At 40.1% G+C, this 15812-nt stretch carries 12 protein-coding genes and 1 pseudogene; 5 read left to right on the plus strand and 8 right to left on the minus strand.

The features are described 5' to 3' along the window. Positions 1-275: 275 nt before the first annotated feature. The 3 genes and pseudogenes from C9J48_RS20645 to C9J48_RS20655 form a co-directional block, all read right to left on the minus strand. Positions 276-1028 carry an SDR family oxidoreductase gene (locus tag C9J48_RS20645; RefSeq protein ID WP_006232116.1) on the minus strand — a complete coding sequence of 251 codons (753 nt, stop codon included), beginning with the start codon at positions 1026-1028 and terminating at the stop codon, positions 276-278. 146 nt (positions 1029-1174) lie between these two features. Further along, a complete protein-coding gene (locus C9J48_RS20650) occupies positions 1175-1951 on the minus strand; it encodes a phosphotransferase family protein (RefSeq protein WP_006232117.1) in 777 nt (258 codons plus the stop codon). A 128-nt stretch (positions 1952-2079) separates the two neighbouring features. Further along, positions 2080-2495: pseudogene (locus C9J48_RS20655) on the minus strand (GNAT family N-acetyltransferase). 1252 nt (positions 2496-3747) lie between these two features. Here C9J48_RS20655 and C9J48_RS20665 point away from each other — a divergent pair. Continuing rightward, complete coding sequence (locus C9J48_RS20665; RefSeq protein ID WP_258191566.1) at positions 3748-5514, plus strand: phosphatidylinositol-specific phospholipase C domain-containing protein; 1767 nt, start codon at positions 3748-3750, stop codon at positions 5512-5514. 730 nt (positions 5515-6244) lie between these two features. Continuing rightward, positions 6245-7153 carry a LysR substrate-binding domain-containing protein gene (locus tag C9J48_RS20675; RefSeq protein WP_006232123.1) on the plus strand — a complete coding sequence of 303 codons (909 nt, stop codon included), beginning with the start codon at positions 6245-6247 and terminating at the stop codon, positions 7151-7153. A gap of 240 nt (positions 7154-7393) precedes the next feature. On the opposite strand, the gene C9J48_RS20680 is transcribed toward C9J48_RS20675, so the two are convergent. Both C9J48_RS20680 and C9J48_RS20685 read right to left on the minus strand, forming a co-directional pair. After that, a complete protein-coding gene (locus C9J48_RS20680; RefSeq protein ID WP_006232124.1) occupies positions 7394-7843 on the minus strand; it encodes an HNH endonuclease in 450 nt (149 codons plus the stop codon). Between the two features lie 21 nt (positions 7844-7864). After that, positions 7865-8581, minus strand: coding sequence for a hypothetical protein (locus C9J48_RS20685; RefSeq protein WP_006232125.1), 717 nt, complete (start codon positions 8579-8581; stop codon positions 7865-7867). Between the two features lie 462 nt (positions 8582-9043). Here C9J48_RS20685 and C9J48_RS20690 point away from each other — a divergent pair, with 462 nt between their 5' ends. Then, complete coding sequence (locus C9J48_RS20690; RefSeq protein WP_036803741.1) at positions 9044-9382, plus strand: hypothetical protein; 339 nt, start codon at positions 9044-9046, stop codon at positions 9380-9382. Positions 9383-9705: 323 nt separating this feature from the next. Here the strand turns inward: C9J48_RS20690 and C9J48_RS20700 are convergent, their stop codons facing one another. After that, positions 9706-10251 (minus strand): hypothetical protein, encoded by a 546-nt coding sequence (locus C9J48_RS20700; RefSeq protein ID WP_006232128.1) that lies wholly within the window; start codon positions 10249-10251, stop codon positions 9706-9708. A gap of 715 nt (positions 10252-10966) precedes the next feature. On the opposite strand from C9J48_RS20700, the gene C9J48_RS20705 reads away from it, so the two are divergent. Together C9J48_RS20705 and C9J48_RS20710 are read left to right on the plus strand one after the other, a co-directional pair. After that, positions 10967-11437 carry a cell division inhibitor SulA gene (locus C9J48_RS20705; RefSeq protein WP_006232129.1) on the plus strand — a complete coding sequence of 157 codons (471 nt, stop codon included), beginning with the start codon at positions 10967-10969 and terminating at the stop codon, positions 11435-11437. A 200-nt stretch (positions 11438-11637) separates the two neighbouring features. Next, positions 11638-13044, plus strand: coding sequence for a basic amino acid/polyamine antiporter (locus C9J48_RS20710; RefSeq protein WP_006232130.1), 1407 nt, complete (start codon positions 11638-11640; stop codon positions 13042-13044). A 102-nt stretch (positions 13045-13146) separates the two neighbouring features. Here C9J48_RS20710 and C9J48_RS20715 read toward each other — a convergent pair whose 3' ends face one another. Both C9J48_RS20715 and fruA read right to left on the minus strand, forming a co-directional pair. Further along, the gene (locus tag C9J48_RS20715) at positions 13147-13542 is read right to left on the minus strand and encodes a RuvC family protein (protein WP_006232131.1); all 396 of its coding nucleotides are present in this window, start codon (positions 13540-13542) and stop codon (positions 13147-13149) included. A 528-nt stretch (positions 13543-14070) separates the two neighbouring features. Beyond that, the gene (gene fruA / locus C9J48_RS20720) at positions 14071-15807 is read right to left on the minus strand and encodes a PTS fructose transporter subunit IIBC (RefSeq protein WP_006232132.1); all 1737 of its coding nucleotides are present in this window, start codon (positions 15805-15807) and stop codon (positions 14071-14073) included. Between the last annotated feature and the right edge of the window lie 5 nt (positions 15808-15812).

The following is a 15812-nucleotide window of genomic DNA, read 5'->3' on the forward strand; positions in this document are numbered from 1 at the left end:
ATTGCAATAGCCAATGATGATGTATGGTTAAGACTATTTGCGGGAAAACCTGATATGCAGGCGGGCAATAAAAAGCCTTCTAACGAATGAAGAGCGGCAGTCCCAAACCTAGCATTCTCTGACGCTGTTGTTGGCAACCGGAGGAGTCCATGTAGCCTGCATAACACGTTTACTACAATGCAGGTTAAGTTGAATTTTACTGCCTTAATCTCTGAAACTAAAGGCACACCTAGAATGCCGAATGTAGAAAATCGTGTTGATGCATTTGTTATGCATTACAGCCCACCAGCTAAATCCAAGTAATTCCCTGTAGAAAATGATGACTTGTCTGATGCTAACCAATAAATTGCCTCTGCCACTTCAGCAGGTTCTCCACCTCTTTGAAGTGGAATTATGCTCTTTAACCTTTCAACTCGCTCAGGCTCTCCACCATCAGCATGCATTTCAGTATGAATTAATCCAGGACGTACACAATTAACTCGAATACCTTCCGCTGCAACTTCCAATGATAAGCCTTTAGTTAAAGTATCAATTGCTCCTTTAGATGCAGCATAGTCAATATATTCATTTGGAGAGCCTGAACGTGAAGCGCCAGAAGATACATTAACAATTACGCCACCGAAGCCACCATGCCGTGTAGACATTCGTTTTACTGCTTCTCGACAACATAAAAAGTAACTCGTGACATTATTTGTAAATATTGAATTAATCCGAGCAGCTGTCATATCTTCTAAACGTGATTGTTTTTTCAAGATACCCGCGTTATTAACAAGGACAGATAGTGAACCTAATTCTCTATCGACGGTAGAAAACATTCGAATGACATCATCTTCGCAAGAAACGTCAGCTTGAACAGTAATACACTTTTCACCTTCCGCTATTATTGCTTGAGCTAATTTATTCGCGGATTCTGAATTAGATTTATAGTTGATACATACAGCATACCCTTTTCTCGCAAAAAGTTGAGCTGTTGCGGCACCAATTCCTCGTCCGCCACCTGTAATCACTGCCACTTTTTGAACGCTCATATCTATCCTTATATTCTGAGTAAAAGTAATGCATAACGTCCGCTTAAGCTTTGAGCAACAAAACCGAACATTCTGCATTGCACCGTAAACACAGTGGCATTTTGAACCAAAAATGCCACGCGTTGCAAATCAGCTTGAAGCGCTTGTTATAACGCATTTGCCACCGATGCTAACCATTGGGGAACATTACTTCTATACCAATTAATGTACTTGGTTGTTTCTGGGTTATTCCGGCTAACCAATATGTTGACCACCTCAATGATTATCCAACATTTAGCTATTATCAGATCCTTCATTAGCTCTGCTTCCGGCAACGATGAATTATACTGACTGTACTGCCGAATGATTAACTCATATTCAGAAACTGCCCCTAGTCCACTGACTAAAGGTGCCAAATCAATCGCAGGGCTTCCATGACCGAAACGCTCCCAGTCAAATAATACAAGCTCCCCATTGGCTCTAGTGCCCCAATTACCATCATTGGTATCACCCGATATTAGTCCTGAACATTCAAATATGCAGCTAGATAACGACTGCATTAATTTTATTGAAGACTGCGCACTCTCGGGTAGATCTAATATGCTGAGAGCTTCAGTTGTAGCTACATTAGTCCATTCATGTTTTTTAACAGGGAAAGATGGAACATATTGAGAGCGATGAAGACTTGCCAATTGCTCACACACTTTAGGATTCGATTGCAATTTGTTCAGCGAGATACTGTTTGGAATACGTTCTATAAATAAATTCCGTCCATCGAGCTTGACTAAGTTCGGAATGTTAACTCCAGCTAAATTAGGGGCTGCTGACTGGTAGAAGTTAATCTCAACGTCTGATGCACCTTGCTTAAGTACACAATCTACCCCTTCAAGCACCTCAATAGAAACTCTAGCCGAACCCATTTGAGATATGTCTTGTTTGCTCATAAATCTCCTGCGTTATAACGCTGGCATAACACGTGCTAACCCTGATTTATCCAAACCAATTACTCTTCAAACCAAAACCGCCGAATGTAATAAACATCGTGTTGATGCGATTGTTATTTTTATACTTTTTAATGCCACTGAACTGACATTTTATAATATGAAACACCTGATTTATCAAATTCACAACCCTCGACTTCTAACCCAAATTTTTGGTAAAAACCTAGGGCTGTTGTACGCGCATCACACCAAAAATATCTAACATTCAAACATTCAAACATTTCAAATTGAGAACAATATACTCAATGACTTTTGAACCAATACCTTTTCCCTGGTGCTCATGTAAAGTTGCGAATTTTCGTAATCTAGCCTCGTTACCATCAATATAAACTGACGCAACACAAACCAACTCCCCATTGATAAATGCACCATAGTGAGTCGCTGATTCATCGCCCTTAACTTTACAAAATGACACCGACTTATTTGGCCACAAAACACGACGCCTAAGTGGTAATGCCTCTTCCCAAGTAACCTGCTGTATATTCATATTCCCTCGAAAACATAACGTCTAACATAAGTTACACCACGATCAACAAACAAAACACATTGAATTCCACACCAAAACTGCGGAGCAAAACGTGTCAACTTGATGTTTTTGTTAGGTTTTCTCACATTTAAACACCTCAACTATTCGATACGGACCAGGCTCACAATGACTAAACTCTTCTTGCTCAATTAGATCTATAGCTGATTGCAGGGTCTTCAATAAGCAATGTTCGGTCGTGTCAATTACTTCAGCCATACGGTTACACGAAAGCGGAGAACATTCTGCCGAAGCATTGTTCGCATACGTGACTATATCAAACCCTAAAGAAACTTTTGATTTAGGGACTTCAACGTTTGTGGGAAAGGATTCCTCGGGAAAAATTCTACCCAAGAGTCGTCATAGTCCCACTGCTTTTCATACACTTCATAGTAGAATAAAGTCATCCCCTTTAAATTGATTGAGTGTTCAGAAGCTAACTTATACATGTAACCAACAGAAATCATATTTTCTCCCACTTGAGCCACTCAAAAACCTAACATTTTATTCTACGAAATGAATTCGTATATCCTCACTAAATCAGCATATAACGACGTCAATCATGAATGACATTAAGTACGCTACCGCCTTCGGTACGTCCACGTATTCGTGCCAGAAAAATGTAGACAGTATGATACCAACCGAGTTTGATATGCAACTTAATGAAAGTTTAATAATTTAGGCGATTACTATCTATTAAAACAACCATCAAACAGTAAATGCTTTTAAAATACGATCAGAAAATAAACAGTAAACTAATAAAATTTGATCAATTTCAAGTAGCTAGACAACAAAACCGCCATAAACCATGAGCAACACAGTCCATCACACACTCTTTGTGGGAGCACTCTTCGGCATTCAAGTAAGATAAACAACTCATATCTCCCCTTCTTGAAGAGCGTTTTATTCATAACAGCAACAAGCTGATGAGCAAGGTATTGTGCTAACCATAACAAAAATACAGGCACCAATGCATAACATTGCATACACTCATTGCACACCTCCATCATGAGGTAAGTAAACCACACCAATTAAAATCAATAACCCAAAGGCTAGGAATGCTATGAGTAAAAATCAGGTTACCTTTTCATTTAGTGGTCAGGCTGCAAACCAGCATGTTGATTTCATTGTTACAGACTCAAGGATCAAAAAAGACAAAATCATTGATTTAGGCAAGATTTCAGTCTCAGGAGGCAAAGGAAAACTCACTCTCACCGTGGACGTTAGCCGAAACGGCAATCAGGACGTTGCCAGCTGGTACAAAAAATCCGTTAATAACAACACTCGCCACATGGTTCATACAGCCCGCGGCAGCAATAGCCCAGAGAAGTTAAATTTTGCCGTTAAAGGTACGCTATCCATTGGCAGTCAGCGCTTTGACGTCTGCATTGGTCAAGGCCATTATGCAACCACCAATAACTGGCATATGGCTGGAAATACTATTTCAGCGAGAGCCAACAACAAATCAGCCTACCTCGACAATGTATATTTCATTACTACATCAGGCAGCGATGAATTCAATGTGGCAGATGCCAACACAATCAGCGAAGGTAAAGGTTTTGACTTGTGGACATCGACCAATACGGAATCACTGACCCCACGTTTTGATCTTGAAGGAGACGCACTTCACCCCTTCCCCTATCATTCAGGTCTCTTACCCAGCATAGGTACGATGCAAAGTGGCTACGCCTTTGATACAACAGGTACTGCACCTACCCACCGCGACTTTCATCTACAACTTTTGAGCTCCAATAATAGTCAGTATCAGAATGTCTTGTTTAAGCTAAACAGGATCACCAGCGCGATTGAAGGCAATGACGTACTTAAACAAACCACCATTCAATTCGAAGGGGATGGCAAACCCTACATGATGAACTATGGCGTTTCGCATGCCGCCCTTCCACTAGGAAACCAAAGTTATATTTATGCGGGTGAGTACAATAAGCAATGGATGACAACGCTAGCCAAACAGAATCCGGATTTCAGATTCAGAGATTTAGTATTAAGTGGCTCCCATGATGCCGGTATGTACGAAATACATATCAATGATCCTAAAATCGCAATTCAAAAAATGCTCGATTCCAACCCAGTGCTAGCAAGCCTAGAGTTGGTCGGGACGCAGGCCGGTGAACAGTTGCTGGCTAACTTATCACTGACACAAAAAGATAATGCGTATACCCAGCTTGTTACTGGTACCCGCTACTTTGACTTCCGTCCGGCCTATGGCGGTAATGTGTTCTCCATGAACCAAACCTACCACTTACACAATTTTATTCCCGGCGTAGTATTTAATGATTTCCTAACCGATATCGACAAATACCTCAAAGAAAACAGCAACGAATTTGCGATTGTCCGCATTGCCAAATCCGGTATCGACACCGACAACTTTACGCCTCTCAATCAAGAACAGGTCGAAGCGTGTTTACAGGCTAGCGTATCTCCGTCTGTTGGTTATCAAGTAACAAACAGCCTAGATAGTTTCCATGAATTAACCTTAAGCCAAGTCGCTAAGGGGAAACGGCTTATCGTATTGTTTGGCGCCAGTAATGTGAATGACAGTTATAATGATGAGGATTATTCTGCCTCGTTGAATGATCCCTCTGCTGTCATTACAGCCCTAAACAGCACTGTGCAGAAAAATGCCCAGTACCAATATACGGTACTCCAACTGCAAAATACGGGTTCGGCTGCTCTGAAACACTACAAAAGCCAAATCGCCCTGCACGTCACAGCCTGGTTAAACGATTTAGTGTTTTCCGGTACCGGCAACTTACTCCAAGCTACCAAACCCACCTTCGATCATGCCACCTACACTTGGCTGACACAGCCAGACACGGTAGAAGCAATCGCAAAACAAAATGGGCCAGTCGTGGTTCAGAATGATTTTGTCGACATCGCCTTGTACCAGCATGCGCTAGCCTTAAGTCAGCAGCGATATACGCAACGAGTTAAAGAAGAAAGTAATGCAATGGCAGAAGCTTAACGCTAACTAAACTTTAAAAAGGTGCCCTTGGCACCTTTTCTTATTTCAACGAATCGCAACCACTTCAATTGTATTCTCATCAAACACAGCCTTTCTCAAGAGATGTGTTCACTTTGCTTAATTCGAACATCTTAGTGTACTAAGAGATATGAGAAAATATAAAGCTTAACCCATATTTATATATTAAAAATTCTTGGAGCCATTTAGAACCACACGAATCTTTGCAAGAAAGTTTTCTAACTTAAGCAGGAAAAATCAGTTTATAACAATCTAACTAAATCATTAATGGACAATTTCGAGTTACGAAGTACGGATGATGTCCAAAGTTCAGATAACTTTTTCTATGTCAAACTCGCTAGTTAACTACAAAACAGTGACCGACTTTACTCGTCCGCTACAAACTATGTAAGTACATATGCCAAAGCATTATATAACCCTACGTTATAGAAACTTCGAGTAGTCCTTTTCCTCGGTATGTTCCGCTTCTAGACCCAGATCCTTTTGAAGGTGACTACTTAACTGTTCTACGAGAATAAGTTTAGTTCGCGAATAAGCAATTTTTTTTTCACTTCCCCCCTTGAAGTAAGCCATTATATCCTTAATGTTCTCCTTCCAATTCCATACAACTTTCACTTTATCACCTTTTTTCTTCTTTAATTTGTCATTATTATGAAAACATGCAGATAAATAAGCCAACAACCATTACTAACACCAACTATAAGCAGAGATTATGGATAACCGATTGCGACACCTCTCAGGTCTAAGGTACTTTGAAGCTGCTGCACGACTAAGTAGCTACAGCAAAGCAGCTGAAGAACTCTTCGTAAGCCAAGCTGCTGTTAGTCAACAAATTAGACAACTCGAAGAGCAACTCGCATGTAAGCTCTTTATTCGAAAGGGACGAGAAATGACGCTTACCCAGAAGGGGCAGACGTTACTAAAACATGTCTCTTGTGGTTTCAAATCCATTTTAAGCGGTTTAAATCAAATTAAATCAGAACCTTTTGAGGGCGTATTAGTCGTAGGAAGCCCTCCTTCATTTGCTTCGCGGTGGCTATTACCTAGATTATGGAAATTCTCATTAAGGCACCCTGAAATTCCAATCAAAGTACTAGCTAGTAGCGATGCTCCGAACTTAAAGCTTGGTGAAGTTGATATCGCAATCATACAAGGCGAGAACCTTTGTATAGAAGATGGTTTATCGCATGAAGTACTTATGAACGAACCTGTTTACCCTTATTGCTCCCTAAAACTCGCGAATTCTATCAAACTTAGTAAACCAGAAGACCTCTTAAAATGTTGGCTAATATCCTTTGGAAGTGGCTGCTTTCCTTGGGATTTGTGGTTCGAACAAGCTAATGTTTCAACTGAGGGAAATGATATTCAATGGATGACAGTGGGTACATTTGATATGGGCCTTACTACGGTAATGGCTGGGCATGGTGTTTGCTTGGCTACCGACAGCCTAGCTGGCGATCTCATTGAGCGAGGGCTTCTTGTTAAACCATTCGATATAGGGATGACACCCGGAGTGCAAGTGAATCTGTGTATTGACCCTAGCTCCCCAAGAAAGGAACGTATTCAAGCATTTACCCAATGGCTCCATGAAGAAGTATCTGAGAATAGCGCCCTATCATAGCTCTAATGCTGGCTAAAAAGAGCAATCAGCGTAATTTACAGGATGTTGCCGTAAAACTTACACATCATATGAGGGAGTGAAATACCATTCCTAGGCTCACAATCTGAGTTTACTTAACCATTCGATAAACAATGACTGGAAAATAGTTCAAATGAAAGTGCAATATCTGTGCTAACAAACTTTGGGGCATAAGCGTACTAACGATGTTCGCGCTGGCACGCCTTTGGATATTTTCTTGAGCTAAGGTTTAAAAACATATTCTCTGTGATATTGCATGTAGCTCCGCTGTTCGGATAGTAATGGTGAAATGTGATGAATTTCGTTTCTTGGTAAACCAAGACGATTAAGTCGTTCATCACAACATTGAGACCCGATAATCACCACACCTTCGTCGGTAAATGTGATATAGCCCTTATCAAAAAGCTGATCCATTCTTTTGTCCAGCCACAATCCATTAAATTTATCATGGGCTTCTTCGTAGACTTCACACTGCGCTAGTGGTTTGATATGCGATGCCACGCAATTCGCAGCAGGATATTTCACACCAGTTATATTATGCTTTTTCTCCATTTCATGGATAAGACGGCGGTAGTCATTTTGGCGTCTTGGAAAACGTGAAAACGAGTCAGATAAAACTTTGTTAAGTTGTGTAATCAGCTCTAAGTGATCACTAGCTATATTATCCGTCATAACTTCAACAAATTCTTTCCCCTACACTTTATCGGTGAAAACAAAATTCTTAAACTTGTGCCTCTGAATAGCTTCAATTAACCCCTTAATACCTTTGTGAAAAGAGATGAAATGATGTTGATGTTCTTTAAACGTGATCGCTATTTCAACATGAATTATGTACTGATCTGTTGGCTTTCTGCTGTTGTAACGAGGCTTGATCCAAATAGCATTCCCAAACTCCGAATCAGGATTGTCAGCTATCTCCTGAGTTTTGGCGTTTAGGTTGAAAAGAAGATGAGGAAGATGCTTGTTTTGCGAGCGGATAAACTGTGTGCTGAGTTTATCTGGATTATATATCGCACATAACTGATTAAAGACATGTTCGAACAAGTAGACCATATGTGGTCTTACACTAAACCAGTCCTTTGTTTTTGGCTTATTGGTAAAGTCGTTAAATATTGCTTTGCTTTTGACGCCGATATTTGTCGGGTGTGAGGAAGCAACAGTTTCTGGACGCCCATCAAATGAAGTGCCCTCAAATTCGATTCCAGATAGTCTCTCTTTAATCAGTGGCATCCCCTCTGCTCGCCACCATGAGATAGAAACTTGACCACCTGACATGCCCCCTATATCAAACGCTTTGATATAGAATGACTCCGAAAAGTCGATACTTTCTTTGTTAGAATCAGTATCAATACCAAACTCACATAGGTGAGATTCAATCCTTTGGATAAACTCAGAGGCAGTTAAGGGCAAAGGTTCTCGCTTCAATGAGGTTTTGAGCTATTCCCATAACATAGGATCGTCTCTCAACCCCCAAACCATCTGGCCCCTTGAATATCTCGTCAATTTTTTCGTTGACAATCAAAGGTTTAACCATAAATCCCATCTCAATTATTAAACAAAACTACCATTTATAGTTGCAAGAATATTGTAGTGGCCAAGAAATATTGGTCACGATCTTAGGGTTTTGCGCAGAATATAGCTGCGTTACTGCATTTGATTGTCCCATAGTATTAATTAAAATATGGTAAATACACATTAACAGGCTATGAATGAGTAATGGCACTAACAAAGAAAGGGGCAAAAACGTGTTTCAAGTTAGCCTAGTTAATGTCCGGAAATGGCACAGAATTACCGCCTTTAGCAACTAAATCTCTACTACGTTCTGCCCCTGATAGTGATAAAATCTCCGCATCAGAATTAACGAGAAACTCTATGTTTATCCATCATGTTAACGGCATCGACTGGCTGGTGATTACAGCTTTTGAAGAACTGAAAACTATATTTATCGAAGAAGCCGGTGCGATCCCCTTTTGCTTCTCTACCGCCAGCGAATTGAACCTGATTGATCAAGCCAAGCGCACTTATGGATATTTGCCTACACTCAGCGGCGTAATCACCGATACCGGCACTTTTCAAAGCCAGGATAACGAAGAAGATTTGAACCCACAGCTTGCCTGCCTAGTTGAGGGGCGTGGTAGGATGTTTATCTATTATGGCGGCTTTGTTGCTTTTGTGGATGACGAGCAAACCTTTATTACCCGAATGGACTGAAAATTATTCAGTAAGTTGAAATCGGCGAATTGGCATCCCTAGCCGTTCATCCGCAAGCGTTTCGTTTATTAACAGGGGGCGAATTGAATGGAGCCGGATCCTAGCTTCAATAAGAAAAGCAATGCTGCGGTTAACTGGCTAGCTGTATCCCTAGCAAGGAATGGGGCAAGAGCGTGTCAGACAGTGATCATGTGCTCACCAAGATCGCGTTGGCTCGCCTCTGGACATAAGTATGTTAGAGAAAAGGCCATGGACGTGACCTTTTTGCTTATTTATCCGCGAGACGTTTTTCAAATGTTATGTTCAAGCAATTGTGAATCTACTTAACCAGCATTGTTATTGGTCTTTTCTGCTAAAAATAAATTGAAGGCATCAGCATAAATTTCTTCGATTTCTTTAGGTTGTACGATCAGAAATGTACAAGCCGTAGCTGTGAAATTTTCAATGCGCTCGATTGGAGACAAATCTTTGGTTTCAGGTCGCATAACTTTTAAAACGTCATCTATTTCGTTGAGCTCGCCTTCACAGATTGAGGCATCCAATTTATGACCAAAACGATTCCGAATTTTATTGATTCTCTCGATGCCCTTTTTTACATAGACAACGGCATTTCCCTGCTTCGGTAACAAATTAACTTTTTGAGCAAATGATAGTCTGATTTGGTCGATATCACTTATTCCATATTGATGTGAAAGATACAAATTTAGATAATACTCAATGATAAGATGGCATTTCAGTACCCGCCCTAAATCATCATGACCTTTTCCCATTAACGAGTTAAACCTTGAATTACTCTCTTCAAAATGAGCATTCAACATTTCCATATGAGGAATGAGCTTTTCTGCCACCTGTTTTATTTGACCACTCACCTCAACCCCCTAAGTTTTTTCATATCAATTCATTTCTAACGAGCAATCAACAGCCATCTTTTAGAACTCCATAACCAAGTTAACACACACTGTACATATGGTCAGCATCATACTTTTCAAGATTTATTTTTCATTCCCCTTCGAAGAATCGGTAGTCATTTGATATGTAACTTGATGGGGGTCTAATTAATTAGGCATTAACTACCGACTTATAAGTCAACAAACACTAAATGCGCAATTTTTAAGCATCGTCTGGCATAGCAGAGGTTCACCACATTGAAATCTATGGGATATGTAAGGCTAAGCAAGAAGGAAAATCACGCTCTTAACCCATTATGTGCGTCGCGGGATCTAATTTGATTAAGTTCTGACCACTAGCAATGACAAATCTTCACGTAATACTGATCATTCACTATATAGTCCACTCAGCAGGCGTGAAGTAACTCAAGTTTCTAGACTCTCATTTTCTAGTTTTTACTTTATCTAAACTGAACAAGTTGATTTTCAGAAAAACAACATTTTTTTAATAAGATCATAAAAAACAATACAATAATAAGAAAACCATAATCTCATTTTCCTATACAAAATCCCAAATGAGACTGGAACTGACACAAAAAAATACTTGCATCCCAGCCTAAATAACACTACTGTGCATTCATACAGTACAGTATAGATACACAGTACTAATTAACCACTGGTATAAGGATGACAAACCATGACAGCATTATTGAATAACCTACAATCGGTTACTGCTTCTCAGGCATATAAATCAACCTTTACAACAAACTCTACCATGCCTAAATACCAGTCGGTTAAATGCCCAATTGATGTTTCATTTACCGATGAGTCGCAAACTCAACTCGCCTACTTTCTACGTTTATTAAAGCAGGCAAGCTTGCAGAGCCGTTGGATTATGTTCATTGGCGACGAAGCAATGATTGATAAAAAGCTTCTTATAAACGCAGGCGTTAATATTAGTAAGGTGCTAGTCTTAAAAAATAAAAAGTCGTTAGATAATCAAGCGTTGATGACAAAAGCATTAATTAGTGGCAATTGCAGTGCAGTTATAGCGGCGGGTAACATTACTAGCTTCCAAACAGATGCTATTCGCCAAGCATCAGAACAAGGTCAAACACTCGCTTTCGTTATTAATCACGCAACAAAACATAAGGTTACCCTTCATTAATTCGCGATAAGTGCTAGAAAAAACGAATAGTGTTGTTGTTTAATCAAAATATCTGATTAAACTTTTGATCTGTAGCAATGAAAAGGGTTATCCACTGCTATTAAGTTAATCAATGTCACATAATTTCTGAAATTTACCAAAAAAGCACAATGAAATGCTTTATTATCTACGACCTATAGTTATATACACCGGATTTTATTTTGGATAATAAACTTGGTTTAGGTGCGATGACCGCACTGGTAATAGGCTCTATGATTGGTGCGGGCGTTTTTAGCCTTCCTCAAAACATGGCTTCAGTGGCTAGCCCAGCAGCTGTAATGATTGGTTGGAGCATTACAGGTGTAGGCATGATTTTTCTCGCCCTCGCTTTCCAACATCTTTCCCATTTAAAACCAGAAATTGAAAGTGGCGTCTTTGGTTACGCACAAGCAGGTTTTGGTGATTTCATTGGCTTCTGTTCTGCATGGGGTTATTGGCTAAGCGCAATGCTTGCCAACGTTTCTTATTTAGTGATCGTCTTCAGCACGCTAGGTATGTTTTTCGATCAACCCGATATGATTTTATTTGGCGAAGGAAATACCTGGCTTGCTGTTGCGGGCTCCTCCATTTTATTGTGGCTTGTACACGCTTTAGTTCTTCGTGGTATTCAAACTGCAGCCATTATTAATATGGTAACAACCATCGCAAAACTTGTTCCCCTCTTTATGTTTATTGCTTTTGCCTTTGTAGCATTTAAGTGGGACACCTTTATTTTTGATTTTACTGGGCTTCATTTTGGTGAAGAGCATGATCTACTTTCCCAAGTAAAAAGCACCATGCTAATTACCGTCTGGGTTTTCATAGGTATTGAAGGCGCAGTGGTTGTTTCGAGCCGCGCAAGACACCGTAGAGATATTGGTAGAGCAACCATTCTTGGCTTATTAACCGCTCTATCTATTTATGTACTGGTAACGCTGCTTTCTATGGGTGTCATTACTACTCAAGAATTGGCGACCTATAAGAACCCATCAATGGCACAAGTGCTCACGCATATCTTAGGCCCTTGGGGTGGTGTTATTATAGGTTGTGGTTTGTTAATTTCGGTATGCGGAGCATTCTTAAGCTGGACTGTACTAGCCTCTGAAGCGCCCTACCTTGCCGCTAAAGATAAGATGTTTCCTAAGTGTTTTGCTACTCTGAATACAGCAGGAAGCCCTGTAAACTCTCTATTATTAACGAACGTCTGCATTCAAGTTTCTTTATTTTTCGTGATGTACGCAGGGGGAACATATGACACCCTACTAGCCATCGCTTCTGAAATGATCTTAGTGCCTTATTTCTTCGTTGGTGCATATACATTGCAGCTAGCTATCCAGACTAAAAATCGCGGTTCGCTGTTATTTGTTGGGATTTGTGCAAGTAGTTACGGCTTATGGCTTCTATATGCTTCGGGCTTAAATTACCTGCTACTTTCTGCATTACTTTACCTTCCTGGTTTGTATTTCTACGTCAAAGCTAAACGTGAACAAGGCGTAAAAGTATTCGTTGGGAAAGAAAAAGCGGCGGCTAGTATGCTCACCGTTGCTGCGTGTTTTGCAGTCGGTATGCTTTGGACGGGTATCTTATAATTCTGTTAATTTTACTCGTTCTAAAATAGCAGACACAAAAAAGCCAGCTTAAAACTGGCTTTTCTTTTATCTATAAATACTAATTTGGCATTAGAGCATTAATCAAATACTGACTCGTAACTGTTCATTATTGTCTTCTATAAAGCCAATGTGGCAACCCGACTTCTCTTCGATTAATAATAATTGTTCTTCATCCAAAGAATATGGCAAAGAAATCACAATCTCATCAATGTGCTCTGAGCGCGCTAAACGCAACAAGCGTACAAGATTACTGGCATCACTCACATTGGTAGAAAGCACTTTTAATGCTTGCATTTGCAACTGTTCAGAAACACTTAACCCGCTAGGTAGAGATGACCTCCATGATATCTCAAACGCAGGTATACACGCTTTTATCGCATCTAAAAAAGTGAATCGATGCTTACAAGACGCAGATAAGAATAACGTGTAATCAAACACTACATTTTCTTTTTTTGAGGATGCGGCTAATATTTCCATATTTCTCCTTAAAAGAAAAATCACTTACCTTTACTAATATTTCTAGTGCAATTAATTGCACTCGCCATTTACTATACGATTAAGTTGTTTAGAAGGTATTCTCAGTTTTAAAAAGCTTGCACTAGATCTTACTTTTCCAGCATAAAAACCAATAATCAAATACAATGAAAACATACATTTAACAACTAGAAAACCTAACCTAAACATATTTCACACTAAACGTATAACTCTCTCTTTTTTCGTAAGAGATATAATAACAACTAACATTAACTCCATTATTCACATTGACATTAATACATAAGTTATTATTTTACTGAGTATAATTAGAAGATGAATATGTTAAATATCTCCCTCAAAAACACATATATTAACAATGATTATATTTAACACTTAAGCATATAATTTTATTATTACCGAAGAACTTACGTGCATATTCTTGGTTTTATTTATACGCATAAAAAAGCCCCAGAGACTATTAATGACTAATAGATTATCTGAGGCTTTTAAATCTTACTTACACATTACATTTTATGCTGCAGCTAATTGCTCTTGGTCTGATTTTTTCAAGAGTGCATAGCTAATACCGGTTACCAATGTACCTGCAGCAATCGCCACTAAATACAGAAGTGCTGGGCTAATAGCATTTGGAATAAGCAGAACAAATAGACCGCCATGTGGTGCCATTAGTTTTGCACCAAACAACATAGATAATGCACCGGTTAACGCACCGCCAGCCATACAACATGGGATTACACGCATTGGATCGCGCGCTGCGAAAGGAATTGCACCTTCAGAGATAAAGCAAAGACCCAATACAAATGATGCTTTACCCGCTTCTGACTCACTTGAGTTAAACTTACGTTTCGCAAGGAATGTTGCTAACCCCATGCCCATTGCAGGCACCATACCCGCCGCCATTACTGCTGCCATTGGTGCATACGTTTGTGACGCTAATAGACCCACACCAAATGTATATGCCGCTTTGTTTACTGGGCCACCAAGGTCGAAACACATCATGCAACCAAGAATAATACCCAGCAGCACTGCGTTTGCAGAACCCATGTTATTCAAGAATTCAGTTAAGCCAGTCATTGCTGCAGCAACAGGGCCACCAACAACGTAAATCATGATTAAACCGGTGATTAAACTCGCAACAAGCGGAATAATCAAGATAGGTTTAAGGGCTTCCATCGATTGCGGTAACTTCACTTTATCGGCTAAGAACTTCGCACTGTAACCAGCAAGGAAACCTGCAACAATACCGCCAAGGAAACCAGCTCCCGTTGAACTCGCTAACATACCGCCAATTAAGCCAGGTGCTAAACCCGGGCGATCAGCAATAGAGAAAGCAATAAATCCGGCAAGCACTGGAACCATTAATGCGAAGGCTGAACCACCACCGATTGTCATTAGTGCCGCTGCTAATGTTCCTTCTTCTTTAAAGGCTTCGATACCAAAAACAAAAGAGAGAGCAATAGATAAACCACCTGCAACAACCAATGGCAACATGTGCGATACACCCGTCATAAGGTGTTTATATGCGCCTGCCTTTTCTTGCGTCTGGTCGCTAGAAGATGCACTGCCCGCTTCGTGTTTGTATACCGAGGCACTTGCAAAGGCTTTGTCCATTTCTTGCTTCGTTTTCTTCAGTGCTAAGCCTGTACTTGTCTTATACAGCTTTTTACCATCAAAACGGGCTAAATCCACTTCGATATCAGCTGCAATGATCACAAGATCGGCAGCTGCAATTTCTTCATTGGTTAATTGGTTTTTAGCACCAACCGACCCCCGTGTTTCAACTTTAATATCATAACCTTGGCGCTGACCTTCTTGCTCAAGCGCTTCAGCCGCCATGAATGTGTGCGCAACACCAGTAGGACACGCTGTAATAGCAACAATCTTCTTCTTACCAGATGTATGACTAACAGCAGCTTCTGCACTTAGTTCAGATGCTGACAACACAGCTGCTTTATCAATAGCAGTTTCTAAATAGGCTTTTGGATCTGAGAAGCAAGCAGACACCGCAGATTGATAGACTTTTTTACCCGCAAAACGTGATGTGTCAACTGCTGTGCTCGCGGCAATCACAATGTAGTCAGCCGCTTTAATTTGTTCTGTTGTTAGTGATGTAGCAGCTGTAACCGTTGACTGACACTCAATGTCAGCATTCCATTTTAGCTCTGCTACTGCTTTTTCTAATAAGCCAGCAGCAATTACGCTGTTGGCAATGCCACTAGGACAAGCTGTTACGATTGCAATTTTCATGTTGA

It is taken from the genome of Photobacterium profundum (assembly GCF_003026285.1).
GTDB lineage: Bacteria > Pseudomonadota > Gammaproteobacteria > Enterobacterales > Vibrionaceae > Photobacterium > Photobacterium profundum.

Bases quoted from the DNA above. Each gene is read 5' to 3' on its own strand.
- C9J48_RS20645 (WP_006232116.1), bottom strand. From the start codon at position 1,028: ATGAGCGTTCAAAAAGTGGCAGTGATTACAGGTGGCGGACGAGGAATT.
- C9J48_RS20650 (WP_006232117.1), bottom strand. From the start codon at position 1,951: ATGAGCAAACAAGACATATCTCAAATGGGTTCGGCTAGAGTTTCTATT.
- C9J48_RS20675 (WP_006232123.1), top strand. From the start codon at position 6,245: ATGGATAACCGATTGCGACACCTCTCAGGTCTAAGGTACTTTGAAGCT.
- C9J48_RS20680 (WP_006232124.1), bottom strand. From the start codon at position 7,843: ATGACGGATAATATAGCTAGTGATCACTTAGAGCTGATTACACAACTT.
- C9J48_RS20690 (WP_036803741.1), top strand. From the start codon at position 9,044: ATGTTTATCCATCATGTTAACGGCATCGACTGGCTGGTGATTACAGCT.
- C9J48_RS20705 (WP_006232129.1), top strand. From the start codon at position 10,967: ATGACAGCATTATTGAATAACCTACAATCGGTTACTGCTTCTCAGGCA.
- C9J48_RS20715 (WP_006232131.1), bottom strand. From the start codon at position 13,542: ATGGAAATATTAGCCGCATCCTCAAAAAAAGAAAATGTAGTGTTTGAT.
- fruA (WP_006232132.1), bottom strand. From the start codon at position 15,807: ATGAAAATTGCAATCGTAACAGCTTGTCCTAGTGGCATTGCCAACAGC.